22 protein-coding genes are annotated in these 18,968 nt (G+C 71.6%); 10 read left to right on the top strand and 12 right to left on the bottom strand.

The genetic code is table 11. The features are described 5' to 3' along the window. Positions 1–173 precede the first annotated feature (173 nt). Positions 174–308, bottom strand: a complete 135-nt coding sequence (locus tag RKD20_RS19130) for a hypothetical protein (RefSeq protein ID WP_020120703.1) — start codon at positions 306–308, stop codon at positions 174–176. Next, positions 305–1,081 (bottom strand): SDR family NAD(P)-dependent oxidoreductase, encoded by a 777-nt coding sequence (locus RKD20_RS19125; protein WP_424878773.1) that lies wholly within the window; start codon positions 1,079–1,081, stop codon positions 305–307. Before RKD20_RS19125 ends, RKD20_RS19130 begins: the two co-directional genes overlap by 4 nt. Before the next feature lie 134 nt (positions 1,082–1,215). Here RKD20_RS19125 and RKD20_RS19120 point away from each other — a divergent pair, with 134 nt between their 5' ends. Further along, the gene (locus RKD20_RS19120; protein WP_424878772.1) at positions 1,216–1,650 is read left to right on the top strand and encodes an ester cyclase; all 435 of its coding nucleotides are present in this window, start codon (positions 1,216–1,218) and stop codon (positions 1,648–1,650) included. Between the two features lie 10 nt (positions 1,651–1,660). Here RKD20_RS19120 and RKD20_RS19115 read toward each other — a convergent pair whose 3' ends face one another. Continuing rightward, the gene (locus RKD20_RS19115) at positions 1,661–1,996 is read right to left on the bottom strand and encodes a YnfA family protein (protein WP_424878771.1); all 336 of its coding nucleotides are present in this window, start codon (positions 1,994–1,996) and stop codon (positions 1,661–1,663) included. A 130-nt stretch (positions 1,997–2,126) separates the two neighbouring features. On the opposite strand from RKD20_RS19115, the gene RKD20_RS19110 reads away from it, so the two are divergent. Next, positions 2,127–2,609 carry a hypothetical protein gene (locus RKD20_RS19110; protein WP_424878770.1) on the top strand — a complete coding sequence of 161 codons (483 nt, stop codon included), beginning with the start codon at positions 2,127–2,129 and terminating at the stop codon, positions 2,607–2,609. 16 nt (positions 2,610–2,625) lie between these two features. Here the strand turns inward: RKD20_RS19110 and RKD20_RS19105 are convergent, their stop codons facing one another. Continuing rightward, entirely contained in the window at positions 2,626–3,027 is a 402-nt protein-coding gene (locus RKD20_RS19105) for a winged helix-turn-helix transcriptional regulator (protein WP_424878769.1), read from the bottom strand. 125 nt (positions 3,028–3,152) lie between these two features. On the opposite strand from RKD20_RS19105, the gene RKD20_RS19100 reads away from it, so the two are divergent. Then, positions 3,153–4,040 carry an NADP-dependent oxidoreductase gene (locus RKD20_RS19100; protein ID WP_424878768.1) on the top strand — a complete coding sequence of 296 codons (888 nt, stop codon included), beginning with the start codon at positions 3,153–3,155 and terminating at the stop codon, positions 4,038–4,040. Between the two features lie 33 nt (positions 4,041–4,073). On the opposite strand, the gene RKD20_RS19095 is transcribed toward RKD20_RS19100, so the two are convergent. Together RKD20_RS19095 and RKD20_RS19090 are read right to left on the bottom strand one after the other, a co-directional pair. Then, positions 4,074–4,412 carry a DoxX family protein gene (locus RKD20_RS19095; protein ID WP_424878767.1) on the bottom strand — a complete coding sequence of 113 codons (339 nt, stop codon included), beginning with the start codon at positions 4,410–4,412 and terminating at the stop codon, positions 4,074–4,076. A 118-nt stretch (positions 4,413–4,530) separates the two neighbouring features. Beyond that, the gene (locus RKD20_RS19090) at positions 4,531–5,346 is read right to left on the bottom strand and encodes an AraC family transcriptional regulator (protein WP_424878766.1); all 816 of its coding nucleotides are present in this window, start codon (positions 5,344–5,346) and stop codon (positions 4,531–4,533) included. 75 nt (positions 5,347–5,421) lie between these two features. Between RKD20_RS19090 and RKD20_RS19085 the strand changes: the two genes are divergently transcribed. From RKD20_RS19085 to RKD20_RS19065, 5 genes are all read left to right on the top strand, one after another. Beyond that, positions 5,422–6,018 carry a TIGR03086 family metal-binding protein gene (locus RKD20_RS19085; RefSeq protein ID WP_424878765.1) on the top strand — a complete coding sequence of 199 codons (597 nt, stop codon included), beginning with the start codon at positions 5,422–5,424 and terminating at the stop codon, positions 6,016–6,018. Between the two features lie 146 nt (positions 6,019–6,164). Then, positions 6,165–7,280 carry an LLM class flavin-dependent oxidoreductase gene (locus RKD20_RS19080; protein WP_424878764.1) on the top strand — a complete coding sequence of 372 codons (1,116 nt, stop codon included), beginning with the start codon at positions 6,165–6,167 and terminating at the stop codon, positions 7,278–7,280. Further along, positions 7,277–7,906 (top strand): FMN reductase, encoded by a 630-nt coding sequence (locus RKD20_RS19075; RefSeq protein WP_424878763.1) that lies wholly within the window; start codon positions 7,277–7,279, stop codon positions 7,904–7,906. Before RKD20_RS19080 ends, RKD20_RS19075 begins: the two co-directional genes overlap by 4 nt. A 73-nt stretch (positions 7,907–7,979) precedes the next feature. Further along, a complete protein-coding gene (locus tag RKD20_RS19070; protein ID WP_424878762.1) occupies positions 7,980–8,705 on the top strand; it encodes a response regulator transcription factor in 726 nt (241 codons plus the stop codon). After that, complete coding sequence (locus RKD20_RS19065; protein ID WP_424878761.1) at positions 8,706–10,130, top strand: HAMP domain-containing sensor histidine kinase; 1,425 nt, start codon at positions 8,706–8,708, stop codon at positions 10,128–10,130. Positions 10,131–10,551: 421 nt separating this feature from the next. Here RKD20_RS19065 and RKD20_RS19060 read toward each other — a convergent pair whose 3' ends face one another. From RKD20_RS19060 to RKD20_RS19050, 3 genes are read right to left on the bottom strand one after another with little or no spacing between them, the layout of a single operon-like run. Continuing rightward, positions 10,552–11,394, bottom strand: coding sequence for a PaaX family transcriptional regulator C-terminal domain-containing protein (locus RKD20_RS19060; protein ID WP_424878760.1), 843 nt, complete (start codon positions 11,392–11,394; stop codon positions 10,552–10,554). Positions 11,395–11,446: 52 nt separating this feature from the next. Continuing rightward, the gene (locus RKD20_RS19055) at positions 11,447–12,817 is read right to left on the bottom strand and encodes an alpha/beta hydrolase family protein (protein ID WP_424878759.1); all 1,371 of its coding nucleotides are present in this window, start codon (positions 12,815–12,817) and stop codon (positions 11,447–11,449) included. After that, positions 12,814–14,157 (bottom strand): MFS transporter, encoded by a 1,344-nt coding sequence (locus RKD20_RS19050; RefSeq protein ID WP_424878758.1) that lies wholly within the window; start codon positions 14,155–14,157, stop codon positions 12,814–12,816. The genes RKD20_RS19055 and RKD20_RS19050 overlap by 4 nt, the downstream gene beginning before the upstream one ends. 162 nt (positions 14,158–14,319) lie before the next feature. Here RKD20_RS19050 and RKD20_RS19045 point away from each other — a divergent pair, with 162 nt between their 5' ends. Together RKD20_RS19045 and RKD20_RS19040 are read left to right on the top strand one after the other, a co-directional pair. Further along, the gene (locus tag RKD20_RS19045; RefSeq protein ID WP_424883266.1) at positions 14,320–14,946 is read left to right on the top strand and encodes an RNA polymerase sigma factor; all 627 of its coding nucleotides are present in this window, start codon (positions 14,320–14,322) and stop codon (positions 14,944–14,946) included. Beyond that, the gene (locus RKD20_RS19040; RefSeq protein ID WP_424878757.1) at positions 14,943–15,989 is read left to right on the top strand and encodes a CU044_5270 family protein; all 1,047 of its coding nucleotides are present in this window, start codon (positions 14,943–14,945) and stop codon (positions 15,987–15,989) included. The genes RKD20_RS19045 and RKD20_RS19040 overlap by 4 nt, the downstream gene beginning before the upstream one ends. A gap of 4 nt (positions 15,990–15,993) precedes the next feature. Here the strand turns inward: RKD20_RS19040 and RKD20_RS19035 are convergent, their stop codons facing one another. Genes RKD20_RS19035 through RKD20_RS19025 form a run of 3 tightly spaced genes read right to left on the bottom strand, consistent with a single transcriptional unit; the run spans position 15,994 to position 18,948 of the window. Continuing rightward, positions 15,994–17,142, bottom strand: a complete 1,149-nt coding sequence (locus tag RKD20_RS19035; RefSeq protein WP_424883265.1) for a LacI family DNA-binding transcriptional regulator — start codon at positions 17,140–17,142, stop codon at positions 15,994–15,996. Then, positions 17,102–17,938 carry an ATP-binding cassette domain-containing protein gene (locus tag RKD20_RS19030; protein WP_424878756.1) on the bottom strand — a complete coding sequence of 279 codons (837 nt, stop codon included), beginning with the start codon at positions 17,936–17,938 and terminating at the stop codon, positions 17,102–17,104. Before RKD20_RS19030 ends, RKD20_RS19035 begins: the two co-directional genes overlap by 41 nt. After that, positions 17,935–18,948, bottom strand: coding sequence for an ABC transporter permease (locus RKD20_RS19025; RefSeq protein WP_424878755.1), 1,014 nt, complete (start codon positions 18,946–18,948; stop codon positions 17,935–17,937). The genes RKD20_RS19030 and RKD20_RS19025 overlap by 4 nt, the downstream gene beginning before the upstream one ends. Between the last annotated feature and the right edge of the window lie 20 nt (positions 18,949–18,968).

The following is an 18,968-nucleotide window of genomic DNA, read 5'->3' as shown; positions in this document are numbered from 1 at the left end:
AGCCTTGTGGTGAGGCGCTCCCGGCGAAAGCTGCGTCAGTCGCCGGACCGTGAAGCACAGGAGGGGAGCACCCACAGAGATACAGCGGTCATGGGTTCCACCTCCTCGCGGTGTCGTCACGGTCTCGGGCACAAGCTACCCGTCAGGGCGTTCCGACGCCCCTTGTTTTCCGCTCACTTGGGTGCGTGCATCACCGCGTAGATCATGACGAACGCCACGATGTGGATGCCGAAGAGGAAGTAGGCGAGCCACCACCACATGTGGCGTTCGTCGTGGGGGTCTTTTCTGTCCTTCTCGGGTCCGGTCACAGGTCTCGGTGGACCTTCGTGTTGGAGGCCTGGGCGCGGGGGCGCAGGACCAGGAGGTCGACGTTGACGTGGCTGGGGCGGGTGACCGCCCAGGTGATGGTGTCCGCCACGTCGTCGGCGGTGAGGGGTTCGGCGACACCCTCGTAGACCTTGGAGGCCTTCGACTCGTCGCCGCCGAAGCGGGTCAGGGCGAACTCGTCGGTCTTGACCATGCCGGGCGCGATCTCGATCACGCGGACCGGGCGGCCGACGATCTCCAGGCGCAGGGTCTCGGCGAGGACGTGTTCACCGTGCTTGGCGGCGACATAGCCCGCGCCGCCCTCGTAGGTGCCGAGGCCCGCCGTCGAGGAGACCACGACGATCGTGCCGTCGCCGCTCGCGTCGAGCTTGGGGAGCAGGGCCTGGGTGACGTTCAGGGTGCCGATGACGTTCGTCTCGTACATCGTGCGCCAGTCGGCCGGGTCGCCGGTGGCCACCGGGTCGGCGCCCAGGGCGCCGCCGGCGTTGTTGACGAGGACGCCGACCGTCTTGAAGGCGGTGGCGAACTCGTCGACGGCCGCGCGGTCCGTCACGTCCAGCTGGTAGGCCGTCGCCTGGTGGCCCGCGGCGTTGATCTCCTCCGCGAGCGCCTCGATGCGGTCCTTGCGGCGGGCCGTCAGGACGACGCGGTAGCCGGCCGCGGCGAGCTGCCGTGCGGTCGCCGCGCCGATGCCGCTGCTCGCCCCGGTGACGATCGCGATCCGGGACGCGGGGGACGGGGCGGCGGATGCCATGGCTGCTCCTCGGGCGTACGTGGGTACTGGCTGCCGCAAGGATAGGTCGGCCGTGGTCCGGTGTTCCGGGCGGTCCGGATGGCGGTCCGGTGAGATGATGAGGTGGGTGATCCCCTGACACGCGGAGGTGGATCATGGGAGAAGCGCGTGAGGTCATGGACCGGCTCACCGATGCGCTCACCACGCACCCGGACCTGAAGGTCATCAGCGAGCTGTACGCGGAGGACGCGGTCGCCTCCACCCCGGACGAGGGGGAGATCCGCGGTCGCGACAACATCGTGGAGTACTGGCGGCAGATGACGGAGGCGGTGCCGGACGCCAGGTTCGAGTCGCTGCACGCCTACGAGGCTGGGGACACGGCCATCGACGAGGGCGTCTACCACGGGCGCAACACCGGACCGATCCAGCTGCCGACCGGGGAGACGCTTCCCGCGACGCAGAAGGAGATCAGCATCCGTGGGGTGGACATCGCGACGGTGAGGGACGGTCACATCGTGGACTACCGGCTCTACTTCGACGAGATGGAGTTCCTGGGGCAGCTGGGGCTGCTGCCCGACGAGGCTCCTTGAGTACGGCCGCTCAGTCGCCCCGCGGGGCGTACATGATCACTGCCATGCCCGCGAGGCAGATCAGTGCGCCCGTGAGGTCCCAGCGGTCGGGGCGGTAGCCGTCGGCGGCCATGCCCCACAGGATCGAGCCGGCCACGAAGATGCCGCCGTACGCGGCGAGGATGCGGCCGAAGTGGGCGTCGGGCTGGAAGGTGGCGACGAAGCCGTAGGCGCCGAGGGCGAGGACGCCGCCCGCGGTCCACATCCAGCCGCGGTGCTCCCGTACGCCCTGCCAGACCAGCCAGGCGCCACCGATCTCGAAGAGGGCGGCCACGACGAAGAGGGCGATGGAGCGGGCTACGAGCATGGGGTTCAGCTTCGCACGCCGGTTCGCCCGGGCCTGTGTCACCTGATGGAGGGCGCCTGTCGTTCGCCGTACGTGGGATACATCCCTGCGACCGCGGAGGTTCGGGCGGCTGGAGCGAGGAGTGGGTGGCATGCGGGGTCTGCGGGTGTGTGCGGTGGCGGGTGCGGTGGTCGCGGTGGTGGTGGGCGGGGGTACGGCGGTGGCCGTCGACGGGCCGGGGGCGCCCGGGCCCGAGGCGGATCTGGCGTACCACGGGGCCGCGTCCATGGCCGGGGGTCTGGTGGACGTGCGGTTCACGCCGCGCAATCACGGGCCCGCCGCGGTGCCGGACGCGACCGTACGGCTGCAGTGGTCCGAGCCGCTCGTGAACGAGCAGACGTTGCCGGCGGGGTGTGCGCGGTCGGCGGAGCGGGTGGTGCTGTGCCGGGTGGGGGCGCTGGCGGCGGACGGGGTGGGGGAGCGGGTCGCGATGCGGGTACGGCTGCGGGGGGCGCCGTCGGAGGTGCTGCTGGAGATGGACACGGTGTGGAACGGGGGGACGGTGGACCGGAACCGGGAGAACGACCGGCAGCGGGTGCTGGTGCTGGACAGCGGGGACCAGTACTACTTCTGACGGGCCGCAGGTTTCGTCAGTCGGTCGAGGCGTCGTAGCGCTCTCTCGACTCGTGGACTTCCTCGATGTGGGTCTCCGCCCAGCTCTTCACCGCGGTGAGCAGGCCGGCCAGGCTGCTGCCCAGGGGCGTGAGGGCGTAGTCGACGCGGACCGGGACGGAGGGGGTGACAGTGCGCGTCAGGATGCCGTCGCGTTCCAGGGTGCGCAGGGTCTGGGTGAGCATCTTGGGGCTGACGCCGGCGATCTTGCGGCTGAGGTCGCTGTAGCGCATGGGGCCGGTGGAGAGGGCCGAGACGACGAGGCTGACCCACTTGTCGCTGAGCCGGTCCAGGAGCTGGTTGGTGGGGCAGCCCTTGATGAACGCGTCGTACTCCACGCGGGCCTGCTCGCGCCGCTGGGCCGCCGTCGTGGTCGGCATGGCTCTCCTCCGGGATAGGTAGGCACCTTCGGGTAACTACTTCCGAATAGATAGTAGCTCTTCCTAGGGTTGCTGCAGCGGCGGAGATACCGGCGCGAACAGTGACTCATGAGGAGCATTCAGTCATGCGTGCAGCGGTGGTGAAGACCTTCGGCGGGCCCGAGGCCGTGGAGGTGGTGGAGAGCGAACTGCCCGAGCCGGGGGCCCGGCAGGTGCGGATCAAGGTCGCCGGGGCCGCGCTGAACCCGGTGGACCTGGGTGTCAGGACCGGTTTCTTCGGCGGGGCGGGCAAGCAGGTCGGGTTCGGCTGGGATGTCGCGGGGACCGTGGACGCGGTGGGCGTCGGGACGGTGTGGAGCGTGGGGGACGAGGTGGTCGCGCTGCACGGCGGTGTGGCCAAGACGCTGGGCACGCACGCCGAGTACGTCGTCGTCGACACGGACGCGGTGGCCAAGGCGCCGGTCACGGTCGACGCGGTGCACGCGGCGACGCTGCCGCTGAACGCGCTGACCGCCGCACAGGCCCTGGATCTGCTGGAGTTGACCGAGGGGCAGTCGCTGCTGGTCACCGGGGCGGCGGGTGCGGTCGGCGGGTTCGCCGTCCAACTCGCCGCGCGCCAGGGGGTGTCGGTGACCGGTCTGGCCCGGGAGGGGGACGAGGAGTTCGTACGGTCCCTGGGGGCCGCGGAGTTCACGACCACCGCCGCTGCCGGGACCTTCGACGCCGTACTGGACGCGGCGGTGCTCGGTGAGGCGGTGCTGGAGCGGGTGCGGGACGGGGGCGCTTACGTCGGCGTACTGCCCGGGGCGCATCCGGGGTCGGTGCGCGGGGTGCGGACGGCGTCCGTGGCGGTGGGCGCGGACGGGGCGCGGCTCGCCGAGCTGGCGGGGCTGGTGGACGAGGGGGCGCTGACGCTGCGGGTGGCCGAGACGTACGCCCTGGACGCGGTGTCCAAGGCGCACGCCCGGCTGGAGGAGGGCGGGGTGCGGGGGCGGCTCGTGCTGGTGCCGTAAGGGTTGGCCCGGCGGGCGGGTTCCGGGCGTTCGTCAGGTCAGGGCCAGGGCCGCGACCACCGGGGCCGCGTAGACCAGCGGGAACGGGATGTGGCTGTACCAGCGGGTGCGGGCCACGGTCACGGCGGCTCCGGTGAAGTAGAGGACCAGGCCGATGCCGGCAGCGACGCCGACGTACGGCAGGAAGAGGCCGGCCAGGAGGCCCGCCGCGCCGGCGATCTTGGCCGTGCCGAGCAGGTTCCACCAGGTGCGGGGGACGCCGTAGTCGGTGAGGGCCTTGACGATCCAGTCGGCGCGGGTGAGGACGACGGTGCCGGAGTAGCCCGCCATGGCGGCGGCGAGCAGGGTGACGACGGTGTGGGCGACGGACATGAGTGGCTCCTTCGAGCTCCGGGTCATCGGTTTCACGGGGTTGACCCGGGGCGGAGCGGGAGTGTGACAGCCCGGCCGGACTTTTTCCGGAGCCGGGGTCCGGGGCCCTGGCCTGGGGTCAGCCCGCGGCCGCTTGGGCGTACGCCGTCGGCGGGACCCCGACCGTCGCCGTGAAGTCCCGGACCAGATGGGCCTGGTCGGCATAGCCGAGGCCGACGGCCAGGGCGGCCCAGTCGACCTCGCCGCGGGTGCCGGCGCGTTCCAGGGCCTCGTGGATGCGGTAGCGGAGGATGACCCACTTCGGGCCGACCCCGACGTGCGCGGAGAAGAGGCGTTGCAGCGCGCGGACCGAGAGTCCCGCCGTGGCGGCGAGGTCGTCGACGCGGCGGGCGGTGCGGTCCTCGTGCACCCGGTCGACCAGGGCCGTGGCGAGGTCGGCCTGCGGGTCGGGGGCGACGGGGGCGAGGGGGAGGAGGAAGGCGTCGAGGGCGGCGACGCGGGCCTCGTCGCCGACCGGGCTCACGACGGAGCGGGCGGTGGCGGGGGTGGCCCGGGGGAACACGTCCCGGGCGGGCAGCACGCGGCCCGTCCAGTGGGACACCGGGTGCTCGGGGGCGTACGGCCGGAAGCCGCCGGGGCGGAACTTCACCCCGCAGACGCGGCCCCGGCCGGTGAGCCTCCTGGAGTAGAGGCCGCCGGGGACGCCGGTCAGCTCGGCGTAGGGCGCGCCCTCGTCCTGCTGGAAGGTGAGGTGGACGGACGGGTGCGGGACGACGTGGGAGACGTAGGGCTCGGGCAGGTCCCAGTCGATGAACCAGTACCGCTCGACGTACCGGCGCAGCGGCTCGGCGGGCTCGTGGCGGCGGAACCTCACCCGGGTCAGCAGCCCGGCCGGGTCGACGATCCCTCGGGTGTCGCGGCGGGGGGCGGCCATGAGGGGATCGTACGTCCGGGTCGGGCGTCGCGTTTCTTCAAGAAGGGAGGGCGGCGGGCTTCGTACGGTCGGGGCATGGACACGAACACGGCGAAGCAGACGTACGGCATCGGTGAGCTGCTGGGGATGGCCCGGGAGCGGGCGGTTCCGGTGGTCGGGCGGATCGCGGACACGGAGCTCGGGGCGGCCACGCCCTGTGCCGAGTACGACGTGAAGGAGCTGGTCAACCACCTCTTCCAGGTGATCGTGCAGTTCCAGCGGCTGGCGGCCAAGGAGCCGTCGGACTTCGGCGAGGCCGCTGCCGACCGGGTGGCCGAGGGGCCGGACTGGCGGGAGCGGTTCGCGGTGGAGGCGGACCGGCTGGTGTCGGCCTGGTCCGCGCCCGGTGCCGAGGAGGGCACGACCGGGGCGATGGACATGCCGGCTCGGCTGGTCGGCTCGATGGCGCTGCTCGACCTGACCGTGCATGTGTGGGACCTGGCGCGGGGGACCGGGCAGTCGTACGGGGTGCCTGACGAGGCGGTTGTGGCGGAGTTGACGGGTGCGGTGGCGCAGCTCGCACCGACGGCCCGGAAGATGGGGGTGTTCGGGGAGCCGGTGGTGGTGGCGGAGGGGGCGTCGGCGTTCGAGCGGTTGCTGGCGGGGACGGGCCGGGATCCTCGGTGGGCGTGAGTCGGGGTCGTGTTTCGGGGGGCGGGCGGTGGGGGCTTCGCAGTTCCCCGCGCCCCTGGGTGGGGTGGGAATAGGTGGGGGGTGGGGCTCGTTCTCCGGGTACGCGGTTATAGTTGAACCGTCAACAACCTGGAGGGTGAGCGACCATGCAGTTCGGGATCTTCAGCGTCGGTGATGTCACGCCGGACCCGACGACCGGCCGTACGCCGACCGAGCGCGAGCGGATCAAGGCCATGGTCGCCATCGCGCTGAAGGCCGAGGAGGTCGGGCTCGACGTCTTCGCGACCGGTGAGCACCACAACCCGCCGTTCGTGCCGTCGTCGCCGACCACCATGCTCGGGTACATCGCGGCGCAGACCGAGAGGCTCATCCTCTCGACCTCGACCACGCTGATCACCACGAACGACCCGGTGAAGATCGCCGAGGACTTCGCGATGCTCCAGCACCTGGCCGACGGCCGGGTGGACCTCATGATGGGCCGCGGGAACACCGGCCCGGTCTACCCCTGGTTCGGCAAGGACATCCGCGAGGGCATCAACCTCGCCATCGAGAACTACGCCCTGCTGCGCAGGCTGTGGCGCGAGGACGTCGTGAACTGGGAGGGGAAGTTCCGTACGCCGCTGCAGGGGTTCACTTCCACGCCCCGGCCGCTGGACGGGGTCGCGCCGTTCGTCTGGCACGGGTCCATCCGGTCTCCCGAGATCGCCGAGCAGGCCGCCTACTACGGTGACGGTTTCTTCCACAACAACATCTTCTGGCCGGCCGACCACACCAAGCGGATGGTCGAGCTGTACCGGGCCCGGTACGCCCACTACGGGCACGGCACGCCCGAGCAGGCGATCGTGGGTCTCGGCGGCCAGGTGTTCATGCGCCGCAACTCGCAGGACGCGGTCAAGGAGTTCCGGCCGTACTTCGACGTCGCGCCGGTGTACGGGCACGGGCCCTCCCTGGAGGAGTTCACCGAGCAGACCCCGCTGACCGTCGGCTCCCCGGAGCAGGTCATCGAGAAGACGCTGAAGTTCCGCGAGTACGCCGGGGACTACCAGCGCCAGCTGTTCCTGCTCGACCACGCCGGACTGCCCCTGAAGACGGTCCTGGAGCAGCTCGACCTGCTCGGCGAGGAGGTCGTACCGGTGCTCCGCAAGGAGTTCGCGGCGGGCCGCCCGGCCGACGTGCCTGAGGCTCCCACCCACGCGTCCCTGCTGGCCGCCCAGCAGAACGCCCAGCAGCACGCCCAGCAGAACAAGGAGGTCGTCGCATGAAGCTCGTCGTCGTGTCCGCGGGGCTGAGCGTCCCCTCGTCCACCCGCCTGCTGGGAGACCGGCTGGCCGCCGCCGTGGGGCGCGCGGCCGAGGTGGACACGCAGGTCGTGGAGTTGCGGGAACTCGCCGTGGAGATCGCGCAGAACTTCACCAACGGCTTCCCGGGCCGGGCCCTGGCCGCCGCGCAGGAGGCGGTGGCCGCGGCCGACGGGCTGATCGTCGTCACCCCGGTGTTCTCGGCGTCGTACAGCGGACTCTTCAAGTCGTTCTTCGACGTGCTCGACCCGGAGGCGCTGGCGGGCAAGCCGGTGCTGATCGCGGCGACCGGTGGCTCGGCCCGGCACTCGCTGGTGCTGGAACACGCGCTGCGGCCGCTCTTCGCCTACCTCAAGGCCGTCGTCGTCCCGACCGGGGTGTACGCCGCGTCGGAGGACTGGGGTGCCGAGGGGCTGGACGGGCGCATCGAGCGGGCGGCCGGGGAACTGACCGCGCTGATGGCCGGACTGTCGGGCGGGCGGTCGGACGAGGTGCCGGCCGGTCGTGCGCCGCGTGCGGCCCGGGCCGACGCGTTCTCGGCCGTCGTGCCGTTCGAGGAGCAGCTCGCCGCGTTGCGTCCCACGGGGTGAGAGGGCAGTAAGAAGGGCGGGCGGTGAGCAGCTCATCACACGTACGACTCGGTGGGCACGGCACACTGAGGGTGTGTCCCAAAATGTGCTGCTCGCCGAAGACGACCGCGCCATCCGCCACGCCCTGGAGCGCGCCCTGACCCTGGAGGGCTACCAGGTCACCGCGGTCGCCGACGGGGTCGAGGCGCTGGCGCAGGCCCACAAGACGCCGCCGGACGTGCTCGTCCTCGACGTGATGATGCCCGGGATCGACGGACTCCAGGTCTGCCGGGTGCTGCGCGCCGAGGGCGACCGCACGCCCATCCTCATGCTGACCGCGCTCGTGGAGACCCAGGACCGGATCGCCGGCCTGGACGCGGGCGCCGACGACTACGTGGTCAAGCCCTTCGACGTCGAGGAGGTCTTCGCCCGGCTGCGGGCCCTGCTGCGGCGCACCAGCCCGGAGGGGATGGCCCCGGCCGATGTCGCGCCGCGGACTGCCGTTCCCGAGCTGCCCCAGGGGCGGATCGAGGCGGCCGGGCTGCGCATGGACATCCAGGCGCGGCGGGCCTGGCGGGGGACGCGCGAGCTGGAGCTGACCCGTACCGAGTTCGAGCTGCTGGAGCTGCTCGTGCGCAACGCGGGCATCGTGCTCGACCACTCGACGATCTACGACCGCATCTGGGGCTACGACTTCGGGCCCGGCTCCAAGAACCTCGCCGTGTACGTCGGCTACCTGCGCCGCAAGCTCGACGACCCCGGCGCTCCGCAGCTGATCCACACGGTGCGTGGCGTGGGTTACGTGCTCCGGGAGGACTGAGTGGGGCGGCTGGCTCGACTGTGGGCCCGGCCGCGGCCCCGGCTGCTGTCCCTGCGGACCACGTTCGCGGTGTCCTTCGCCGCGGTGACGGCCGCGGTGACCGTGCTCGTCGGTGTGCTGTCCTACAGCGCGGCCGCCCGGCTGGTGCGGGTGGACCAGGAGTCCGTGTTCGACCAGGTCGTGCAGGATCTCCGGGACGAGGTGAGTCAGCACCGGATGGCGCCGGAGGACTTCTCGTCCTCGGCGCCCGGGCATGACCTGGTGCGGCCCGCCCGTACGGATGTGCAGGTGCTGGGACCCACCGGGGCGGTCGCCGATCCGGGGCGTCCCGGGTTGCCGGTGGTCGCCGAAGACCGGCGGATCGTCGCGGCCGGCGTGGCCGGGCGGATGCTCCTGCACAAGGAGGTCTCGGTCGGCAGCGATGTGTACCGGGTCGCCACCGTCTCCCTGGGTGGCGGGCGGGGCGCCGTGCAGGTCGCCCAGGAGTTCAGTGACACCGAGGATCTGCTGCGGGCCCTTCAGCAGCGGACGTTCCTGCTCATGGTGGCGGTCGTGGTGGGCGCCGGGTTGTTCGGGTGGTGGCTGGCCCGGCGGATCACCCGGCGGCTGGTCATTCTCACGTCCGCCGCGGAGGACGTGGCACGGACCCGGCGGCTGGGGATCGAGGTGCCGGTCACCGGTTACGACGAGGTGGGACGGCTGGGACGGGCCTTCGACCGGATGCTGGGGCGGCTCGCGCAGTCCGAGGAGGACCAGCGGCGGCTGGTCCAGGACGCGGGGCACGAGCTGCGGACGCCGCTCACGTCGCTCCGTACCAACATCTCGCTGCTGCGGCGGATCGACGAGTTGCCGCCCGCCACGCGCGACGAGCTGGTCGCCGATCTCTCCCAGGAGGCACGGGAGTTGACCGACCTGGTCAATGAGCTGGTCGACCTCGCGGCGGGGCAGTCGGACAACGAGCCGCCGCAGCGGGTGGATCTCGCCGATCTCGCCGAGGAGGTGGCGGGGCTGGCCCGGCGGCGGACCGGGCGGGAGATCGTGGTGCGGGCGAAGGGGTCGACGGTGACGGACGGGCGGCCGGGGATGCTGCAGAGGGCCCTGTCGAACCTGGTCGAGAACGCGGTGAAGTTCGACCGGGAGGGTACCGCTGCGATCGAGATCTCCGTGTCGGGGTTCACGGTGGCCGGGCCGGTGCGGGTGGAAGTGCTGGACCGGGGGCCGGGGATCGCCGAGGCCGATCTTGTGCGGGTGTTCGACCGGTTCTACCGGGCGGCGGACGCGCGGTCGTTGCCGGGGTCGGGGTTGGGGTTGTCGATCGTGCGGGAGGTTGCGCTGTCGCATGGGGGGGCGCCGTTTGCGTTTCCTCGGGAGGGGGGTGGGGCGGTGATTGGGTTCAGTGTCGGGGGGGATGCCTCCGGCGGTTGAGCGGTGTCTTGTGCGGGTGTGTGGGGGCGGGGGTTTTTGCGCAGTTCCCCGCGCCCCTGGATGCCTGCGGCGGCCTGCGCGGGCCCGGTGGGGGCTTGTGTAGCGCGTGCGGTGCGGTTTGGGGTCGGGGCCGGGGTGGGGGGTGTCCGTCCTCGGTCCGGCGGCTCGGCTGCTTCAGCTGCGCTCGGTAACGGACGCCGACCGCTGCGGGCGGACACCCCCCACCCCGTCCCCTTGCCGCCGTACGCGGCTACCGGTCCGTCGTGGCGCGCGGTGGTGACGCGGGAAGGTGGCGTACGGTCCCGTCCTGGCCGGGGTGACTGCACTTGCCTAGGGGCGCGGGGAACTGCGCGACCAGCCCTCCACGCACCCGCACCCGCCCGACGACCTGACCCGGCACCCCTATAGGCGCCCGGCCCTCCTAGTTCCGTAGAGGTGTCGTCTCCAGAGCCGTTCGGGCTGCCCTCAGTGCCGGGTGGGTTTGTTCGGCTACTCGGTGGAAGGTTTCCTGGGCGGTGCGGGCCGGCCAGGCCGGGGGGAGGTGGCGGGCGGGGAGTCTGGGGTCCGTGCGGATGGTGCGGAGCCAGTCGCTGACCAGGCGGAGGCGGGTGCCGATGGGGTCGTCGTCGGTGCCGTTGCCCAGGTGGGAGGTCCAGCGCTTGTCGAAGGCGACGTAGCGGGCGGCGATGGACTCCAGGTCCCAGGTGTCGCGGATCATCTGCTCGATGTCGGTCACCTCGGCGGCTTGGGCGTGGAAGATCTTGACGTGGGCGGTGAGACCGAGGTCGGTGACCACCGCGGAGACGTCCACATGGCCGGGGGCGATCCACAGGCCGCTGTACAGGGCGCCGAATCCGGACCAGGTCAGGCGTGAGCGCAGGTCGTGGCGCTGGCGTTTCCAGGAGTCGGGCAGGGAGAAGCCGAGCAGGGTCCAGGAGCCGTCCCAGTCGTCGTTGACGGCGCCCTGCTTCCAGATGCGGGTGCGGCCGTCGATCAGGACGCGGGTGGCCTGCGGGGTCAGGCCGAAGAACATCTTGCGGCCCTCGCGCTGACGCTGGAGCAGGCCCCGGTTGACCATGCGGGTGAGGGTGGAGCGTACGGCCTGTTCGCCCACGCCCACGCGGCCCAGGACGTCGATGATGCTGCCCGAGTAGACGGCCAGGTCTCCCTCCTCCAGGACGTGGTTGCCGAAGAAGGTGAGCATGAGCGACTGCGGGCGCGGCTGCGGCCCCTCCGCGGTGTCCAGGATGTCGTCGTCCTCCACGGGGGCAAGGGTACGACCGCCCGCCGGGCGTGGGGCAGGCGGTCGTACGAGGTCATCGGCGGTCGGCGGGGTGGGCAAGGTCGTAGGGGCGGAGGTAGGGGGTGGGGTGGTACCGGACGTAGCGGGTGGGGGTGGTGGGGTCGGCCGCGGTGGCGCGGGCGTTGAGGGACGCCGGGTCGGTGCCCTGCCAGTGGCCGGTGGTCACGCGGTCCTCCAGGGTGTGGAGGGCGGCCAGTTGCTCGGCGGGGCTGAAGGTGCAGTGGCCGGCGTTGTCGACGTAGGCCTGGCGGAGGAGGGGGGCGGATCCTGCGGCCGTCACCGCTCGGCGCAGGGCGCTCTCCGTCTGGACGGGAACCAGGGGGTCGCCGATGGTGTGGATGGAGAGCTGGGGCTTGGCCAGCTTGCCGGTGAAGCTGCTGGTGCTGCTCGTCCAGGCGACGGCGGCCGGGTCCGCGGTGATGCGCGGGGCCCGGTTCAGGGCGGCGAGGTCCTTGGTCAGGGAGAGGCCCGCCTTCTTGTACAGCTCGGTGACCTCCTTGCGGACGGAGGACTTCCCGAGCAGCCGTGCGTAGTCGATTCCGGTGTTCCAGGACATGTTGCCGCCCGCGCGGGTCTCGGCCTCCTGGCGCCGGTTGAAGGCGGCGATCTTCAGCAGGCCCTTGACGGCGTCGTACTGGTTGGCCTGTTGGGCGTCCCAGTCGCTCGCGGCGGGGCGGGTCTGGGTGGGGGCGTTCCAGACCGGGATGTTGTGCAGGGCCGCGGCGAGGGCGATGCGGGCCCGGCCCTCGGCCGTCGGCTGGGCGGAGTCGACTGTGGCGGTCAGGGTGTTCGCCGCGGCGGTGGCGGCCTCCTGGGTCGGGAGGTTCACCAGCGGGACGTCGGAGCCGAGGAGCGTCTTGAGGGCGAACACCGGGTCGAGGGTGTTGTTCCAGTTGGCGACGCCGCCGTGGACCAGGCCGCACATGGAGAGCGAGCCGTCGATCTCGTCCGGGTGGCGTTCGGCTATCGCCGTGGTGACCAGGCCGCCGTACGACCGTCCCCAGGCGAGGGTGCGGGAGGCCTGGCCGAAGCGGGTGGTGAAGGCCTTCAGGGTGGCCATCTGGTCGGGCACCGCGTCGGTGACCGCCCAGCCGGTGGACGCGTACGAGGAGCCGATGAGGGCGTAACCCTGCTGGAGGAGAAGGGGCTTGGTGGCCGCGTCCGGGGCGTCCTGGGCGGCGTTGGCGGGGCCCGCGTTGTAGCCGTGGCTGAACAGCAGGACGGTGCCGTTCCAGTTGGTGGGGACGTCCATCATGTATGTGGCGCCGGAGGGGAGTCGGCCGTCCACGTGGGTGGTGGTGCCGGTGCCGGCCGTCGCCGCGGGCGCGGCGGTGAGGGTGAGCAGAAGCGCCGTCGCGCAGGCGATGCGGGTGCCGTGCCTCATGCGGTGATCTCCTCCGTGTGGGGGGTGGTGGGGAGGCCGGGGGTGGGTTCCTCGCCGAGTGAGGTACGGCTCGTCTCGCGGACGAACCACACCGTCAGCGCGGTGATCAGCGAGCCGCCGCACAGCAGGAGGGCGACGGGGGTGCCGTTGCCGCTGCTCGCGACCAGGCTTGTGGCGATCATCGGGGAGAAGCCGGCGCCGACCAGGGTCGCGCCCTGGTAGCCGAGGGAGGCGCCCGTGTAGCGGACCCTGGTGCCGAACATCTCGCTGAACAGGGCGCCCAGCGGGCCGTACATCAGCGACTGGGAGATGCCGTGGCCGATGACGACGGCCAGGATCAGGGCCCCCGACGACTTGGAGTCGACCAGCGCGAGGACGGGGAAGGCGGTCGCGGCGGACAGGATCGCGCCGGTGAGGACGACCGGGCGGCGGCCGATCCGGTCGGAGAGCGCCGAGGCGCAGGGCAGCACGACCAGGGCGACGGCGGCGGAGACGGTGAGCGCGGTGAGCACCTGCGGGCGGGGATAGCCGATGCCGGTGGCGTACGCGATCAGGTAACTGGTCAGCAGGGACTGGGCGGTGAAGGCGCCGATGCCGACGCAGCAGGCCAGCAGTACGGGCTTCGGGCGGCGCAGGACGTCGAGGATGGGGAGCCTCGACTCGGCGCGGTCCTTCTTCACCTCGGCGAACAGCGGGCTCTCGACCACCTTGAGGCGGACGAACAGGCCGACGCCGAGCAGCAGGACGCTCAGCAGGAACGGCACCCGCCAGCCCCAGGCCGCGAACTGGTCCTTGGGGAGGGTGGAGACCATGGCGACGACGGCGGCGGAGATCAGGGAGCCGAGCGGGGCGCCCATCTGCGTGAAGCTGGACCAGAGGCCACGGCGCTTCTCGCCCGCGTGCTCCACGACCATCAGGGTCGCGCCGCCCCACTCACCGCCGATGGCGATGCCCTGGACCACGCGCAGGGTGATCAGCAGGACCGGGGCCCACACGCCGACGGTGTCGTAGGTGGGCAGCAGGCCGATGAGGAAGCTGGCGCCGCCCATCAGGCCCATGGTGAGCAGCAGCATGTTCTTGCGGCCGAGGCGGTCGCCGAAGTGTCCGAAGACGATGCCGCCGATGGGGCGGGCCACGTATCCGGCGGCGAAGGTGCCGAACGCGGCGATCGTGCCCACGGCGGGGTCGGCGCCGGGGAAGAACAGTTCGCCGAAGACGAGCGCGGCGACGGTGCCGTAGACGAGGAAGTCGTAGAACTCGACGGCGGTGCCGAGCAGGCCGGAGAGGGCGACTCGGCGGAGTTGGCGGGTGCGTTCTGATGCGGTGGGGGACGGGGGCATCGCGGTCTCCCTTGAGCGGGGGGAAGGACACCGTGAAATTAGGCTGTCTGGTGACCGCCGTCAATAAAGTGCACAACATTGAGAGGGGGGTGCCGGGTGAGTGTGACGCGCGTCACGGGAACTCGCCGATCCTCCCGGGCAGTTGAGTGCGTGACCACAGATATGCGAACCCGGATACGGGCCGGGGATCCGGACGCCTTCGCGGAGCTCTACGACGCGTGCGCCCGCTCGGTGTACAACCACGCCTTCCGGCTGACCGCCGACTGGTCCGTGGCCGAGGACGTCATGTCGGCGACGTTCATGGAGGCCTGGCGGCGCCGGGACTCGATCGAGGCTGACGGGGGGTCGCTGCGGCCGTGGCTGCTCGGCATCGCCACGAACGTCTCCCGGTCCCACGGTCGCGGCAGCCGGCGTTACCGGGCCGCGGCGAGCGCGGCGGCCCGGGCGGGCGTCCCGGAGGTCGCCGACCACGCGGAGGAGACCGCCGGGCGGGTGGACGACCGGCGCCGGATCGCCGCCACCCTGACCGCACTGGCGTCGCTGAGACGCCCCGAGCGCGAGGTCCTCGTGCTGTGCCTGTGGGAGGGGGTGGAGTACGCCGACGCCGCCCGCGCCCTCGGCGTCCCCGTCGGCACCGTCCGCTCCCGGCTGTCCCGGGCGCGCGGCAGGCTGCGGAAGCTCGCCGAGGTAGAACTGGCGCGAAAAAGACGGGAACTCACCCCATCGAAACGGCAGATAACGGGTGATCGCGAATCCGTGATCCGGTCCGCACAGGAAGGAAACCGATGAACGCCAGCCCCTCCCAGCCGCACCCGGCCGAGTGGGCGGAGACCCAGGGTCTTCTGCCCTCCGTGGAGCGGGATCTGCCGGCGGGCCGCCACCAGTTCCACAAGGAGCAGATGATGGTCCAGATCCGCGAAGACCTCCGTACCGCCGCTGTCACCCCCGTGCGCCGCAACCCGTTCCTGCGCCGGGCGATCCTGCTGCCCGCGATGGCCTGCGCCCTGGCCGGCGCGGTCGTGGGCGGCCTCGCGCTGACCGGCGGCGGTGACGCGCACACCTCCCTGGCCACCGGGCCCGCCCTGACGACCCGGATCGGCGCCGCCGACCCCCGGGGCGCCGACCGGCTGCTCGACCACATCTCGCTGGCCGCCGCCGACACCTCCGAACCCGCCGTGCGCGACGACCAGTTCCTCTACATCGCGTCCAAGGTCGCCAGCACCTACCCGAAGACGGTCGACGACAAGACCACGGTGGTCAGCGAGAAGCTGCACTCCCGCCAGGTCTGGGAGTCCCCCGACGGCAGGAACGGCTGGCTGATCGAGCCGGGCAACACGAGCGAGGACGGCATCACCCTGGCCGGACCGAACCCGCTCAGCTCGGCCTACGACAGGCTGGCGAAGCTGCCCACCGATCCCGAGGCCCTGCTCAGGAAGATCTACCAGGAGTCGGACGCCGTCAGGGACCCGGAAGTGCCCCGCGACCAGGCCGCCTTCGTCGCCATCGGCGACCTGCTGACCGAGAGCTACCCGCCCGCGAACCTCACCGCCGCGCTCTACAAGGCCGCCGCCCGGATCCCCGGGGTCGTCGCGGTGGACGACGCCGTCGACGCGGTGGGGCGCCACGGTGTCGCCATCGCACGGCTCGACGAGCAGAGCGGGCAGCGCACGGAGTGGATCTTCGACAGGAAGACGTACGCGTTCCTCGGTGAGCGCAGTGTGCAGGTCGAGCCGAGCGAGACCTTCAAGAAGGGCACCGTGACCTTCACCGTCGCGATCACCCAGCGGGCGGTCGTGAACGAGATGAAGGAGGTGCCGGGGCAGGCGGGCTGACGGGTCAGGCCCGCTGCAGCTTTGGGGCGGGCCGCTCGCCCGAGCCGCGCACGATCAGGCGTGTCGGCACGGTGATGGTCCGGGCCCGGGTGCGGTCGCCGTCGAGGCGGGACAGGGCCGTGGTCGCCGCCGTTCTGCCGATCTCCTCGGGGTCCTGGGCGACGACGGTCAGGGCCGGTTCGAGTGCCTCGGCGAGCGGGACGTCGTCGAAGGAGACAACGGCGACGTCCTTGCGCCTGCTGCGGGCGAGTTCGGCGACTATGCCCAGGGCGACGATGTTGTTGCCGGCGAACAGGGCGGTGGGGGGATCGGCCAGGTCGAGGAGTTGGGAGGTCGCGGCCGAAGCGCCCTGCTGGTCATGGGCGTTGGTGACGAGGGTGCGGTCGTAGGGGAGGCCGGCCTGCTCAAGGGCCTCGCGGTATCCGGTGAGGCGCTCACGGCGGGTGTAGAGCTTGACCGGCAGGTCGCCGACGAAACCGATGCGCCGGTGGCCGTGGGCGATCAGGTGGGCGACGCCGTCGTGGGAGCCGGTGCGGTTGGAGCTGACCACGCTGTCGGCGGCCAGACCCACCCCGGGACGGTCGAGGAAGACCACGGGCAGTCCCGTGGCACGGTGGGTCTTGAGGTGGGAGTGGTCGGCGCCGACCGACGGCACGACCAGCAGGATGCTGACGCGGCGGGCCAGGAACTTGTCCGTCAGGGCCCGTTCACGGTCCGGTTCGTCCGCCGACGAGCCCATGAGCAGGGTCAGCCCGCGGTCGCGGACCGTGTCCTCGATACTGCGGGCCACCGCTCCGAAGAACGGGTTGCCGAGGTCCGGGATGACCAGACCGACGGTGGTGTCGGGGCCGCCGACGCGGATGTTGCGGGCCATCAGGTTCGGCTGGAAGCCGAGCTTGGCCACGGCGGCCAGCACCTGTTCCCTGGTCTCGGCCGACGCGGGTCCGTCCTCGTTGAGAACGCGGGACACCGTCTTGGCGCTGACGCCCACTTCGCGGGCGACGTCGGCCAGGGTCGGGCGGCGGTTCGCTGCCATGGAGGAAACCGTCTCCTGTGCTCGTCGGGTCCGGCCGCGGCCTCGGCCGGATGCCGTCGAGTGTCGAGTGCTGTGGTCAGTTGGCCTGGACGCCCGCGGCCTTCGCGGCCTCGGAATCCGCTACGACAGTACCTCCGGCCTCATTGACGGTGAGCGCGCCGGTCATGATGGCGACGACCTCCGCCATGGAGTAGTCGGAGGGCTTGATCAGGGCGGCCCGCCGGCCCAGCCGGTGCACGTGGATCCGGTCCGCGATCTCGAAGACGTGCGGCATGTTGTGGCTGATCAGGACGACCGGCATGCCCTTGTCCCGGACGCGGCGGATGAGGTCGAGGACCTGTCCGGACTCCTTGACGCCGAGCGCGGCGGTGGGTTCGTCCATGACGACGACACTGCGTGCCCAGGCGACGGAACGGGCGACCGCGACGGCCTGCCGCTGCCCGCCGGACAGGGTCTCGACGGACTGGGTCAGCGACCGCAGTCCGATCTTCAGGTCGGCCATGTGCTCGGCGGCCTCCTGGCGCATGCGCTTCTTGTCGAGCATCCGGAACACGCTCCCGAGGACACCGGGGCGCCGGAGCTCCCGCCCGAGGAACACGTTCGAGGCGATGTCCATCGAGGCGGCCACGGCGAGGTCCTGATAGACCGTCTCGATGCCGTGGGCGCGGGCACTTTGCGGGCCGGAGAACTGGATGGGCTCGCCGTTGAGGCGGATCTCGCCCGCGTCGGGTGTCACCGCGCCGGTGAGCGCCTTGATGAGGCTGGTCTTTCCGGCGCCGTTGTCGCCGATGACGGCGAGCACTTCGCCGGGCAGCAGGTCGAAGTCGGCGCCGTCGATGGCGGTGACCTGGCCGTAGCGCTTGACGAGACCGCGGGCCTGGAGGACGGGGGTGGGGGAGGCGATGGCGGTCATCGGGCCTTCTTCCGGGAGATCTGGTCGACGGTCACCGCGAGGATCACCAGCACGCCGGTGATCAGGGTCTGGTAGATGGAGGCGACGCCCATCAGCTGGAGCCCGTTGCGGAAGACGCCGACGATGAGGACGCCGATGAAGGTGCCGAGCACCGAGCCGCGGCCGCCGAAGAGGCTGGTGCCGCCGAGGACGACGGCGGTGATGCTGTCGAGGTTGTCGGTCTGCCCGGCCTGCGGGTCGCCGACTCCGGTGCGGGAGATCAGGAGCAGCGCGGCGACGCCGTAGAGGAGACCGGCGACGGTGTAGACGCCGATGGTCAGCCGGGAGGTGCGGATGCCGTTGAGCCGCGCGGCCTCCTGGCTGTTGCCCAGGGCGTAGACGTGCCGGCCCCAGCCGGTGCTGCTCAGCGCGTAGGCGAGCAGCAGGAACAGGCCGATGGTGACGAGGGAGCCGTAGGTGATGTCGGTGTGGCCCATCGGGAAGGTCTGCCCGAGGGCCGTGAGCGGGCCGGGCAGGTTGGTGACCGTCTGCTCCGCGGAGTAGATGTGGGTCAGCGCGAACGCCACGTTGAGCATGCCGAGGGTGACGATGAACGGCGGCAGCGGGATCTTCTGCACCAACAGCCCGTTCAGCAGGCCGAATCCGCCGCAGACGACCAGTCCCAGCGCGATGGCGGCCAGCGGCGGCAGCGAGCCCTCGGCGGCCATCTTGGCGATCACGATGCTGCCGAACGCCATCACCGCGCCGCACGACAGGTCGATGCCCGCGGTGAGGATGATCAGGGTCTGGCCGATGGCGAGGGTGCCGACGACCATGACCTGCTGCACGATCAGCGAGAAGTTCCCGCCGGTGAGGAACTGGTCGGACGAGACGGCGAAGAAGACACAGGCGAGCAGAAGGGCGACCAGCGGGCCGGTGGTCGGCGCCGTGAGCAGCCTGCGGGCCGTGGTCGGCGCTTTGAGTTCGGCGTACGGCGAGGAGGTGCTCGGAGGCGTGGACGTGGCGGTCATGCGAAGTCCTTGTCGGAAGA

Source organism: Streptomyces sp. SLBN-8D4 (genome assembly GCF_049739545.1).
GTDB lineage: Bacteria > Actinomycetota > Actinomycetes > Streptomycetales > Streptomycetaceae > Streptomyces > Streptomyces canus_C.
Note: the sequence above shows the minus strand (reverse complement) of the source record. Positions and strands in the feature narration are given on the sequence as shown.

What these genes read in the sequence shown, in the direction of transcription:
- RKD20_RS19125 (WP_424878773.1), bottom strand. Translation starts at nt 1,081, where the DNA reads ATGGCATCCGCCGCCCCGTCCCCCGCGTCCCGGATCGCGATCGTCACC.
- RKD20_RS19120 (WP_424878772.1), top strand. Translation starts at nt 1,216, where the DNA reads ATGGGAGAAGCGCGTGAGGTCATGGACCGGCTCACCGATGCGCTCACC.
- RKD20_RS19115 (WP_424878771.1), bottom strand. Translation starts at nt 1,996, where the DNA reads ATGCTCGTAGCCCGCTCCATCGCCCTCTTCGTCGTGGCCGCCCTCTTC.
- RKD20_RS19110 (WP_424878770.1), top strand. Translation starts at nt 2,127, where the DNA reads ATGCGGGGTCTGCGGGTGTGTGCGGTGGCGGGTGCGGTGGTCGCGGTG.
- RKD20_RS19105 (WP_424878769.1), bottom strand. Translation starts at nt 3,027, where the DNA reads ATGCCGACCACGACGGCGGCCCAGCGGCGCGAGCAGGCCCGCGTGGAG.
- RKD20_RS19100 (WP_424878768.1), top strand. Translation starts at nt 3,153, where the DNA reads ATGCGTGCAGCGGTGGTGAAGACCTTCGGCGGGCCCGAGGCCGTGGAG.
- RKD20_RS19095 (WP_424878767.1), bottom strand. Translation starts at nt 4,412, where the DNA reads ATGTCCGTCGCCCACACCGTCGTCACCCTGCTCGCCGCCGCCATGGCG.
- RKD20_RS19090 (WP_424878766.1), bottom strand. Translation starts at nt 5,346, where the DNA reads ATGGCCGCCCCCCGCCGCGACACCCGAGGGATCGTCGACCCGGCCGGG.
- RKD20_RS19085 (WP_424878765.1), top strand. Translation starts at nt 5,422, where the DNA reads ATGGACACGAACACGGCGAAGCAGACGTACGGCATCGGTGAGCTGCTG.
- RKD20_RS19080 (WP_424878764.1), top strand. Translation starts at nt 6,165, where the DNA reads ATGCAGTTCGGGATCTTCAGCGTCGGTGATGTCACGCCGGACCCGACG.
- RKD20_RS19075 (WP_424878763.1), top strand. Translation starts at nt 7,277, where the DNA reads ATGAAGCTCGTCGTCGTGTCCGCGGGGCTGAGCGTCCCCTCGTCCACC.
- RKD20_RS19055 (WP_424878759.1), bottom strand. Translation starts at nt 12,817, where the DNA reads ATGAGGCACGGCACCCGCATCGCCTGCGCGACGGCGCTTCTGCTCACC.
- RKD20_RS19050 (WP_424878758.1), bottom strand. Translation starts at nt 14,157, where the DNA reads ATGCCCCCGTCCCCCACCGCATCAGAACGCACCCGCCAACTCCGCCGA.
- RKD20_RS19045 (WP_424883266.1), top strand. Translation starts at nt 14,320, where the DNA reads ATGCGAACCCGGATACGGGCCGGGGATCCGGACGCCTTCGCGGAGCTC.
- RKD20_RS19040 (WP_424878757.1), top strand. Translation starts at nt 14,943, where the DNA reads ATGAACGCCAGCCCCTCCCAGCCGCACCCGGCCGAGTGGGCGGAGACC.
- RKD20_RS19030 (WP_424878756.1), bottom strand. Translation starts at nt 17,938, where the DNA reads ATGACCGCCATCGCCTCCCCCACCCCCGTCCTCCAGGCCCGCGGTCTC.
- RKD20_RS19025 (WP_424878755.1), bottom strand. Translation starts at nt 18,948, where the DNA reads ATGACCGCCACGTCCACGCCTCCGAGCACCTCCTCGCCGTACGCCGAA.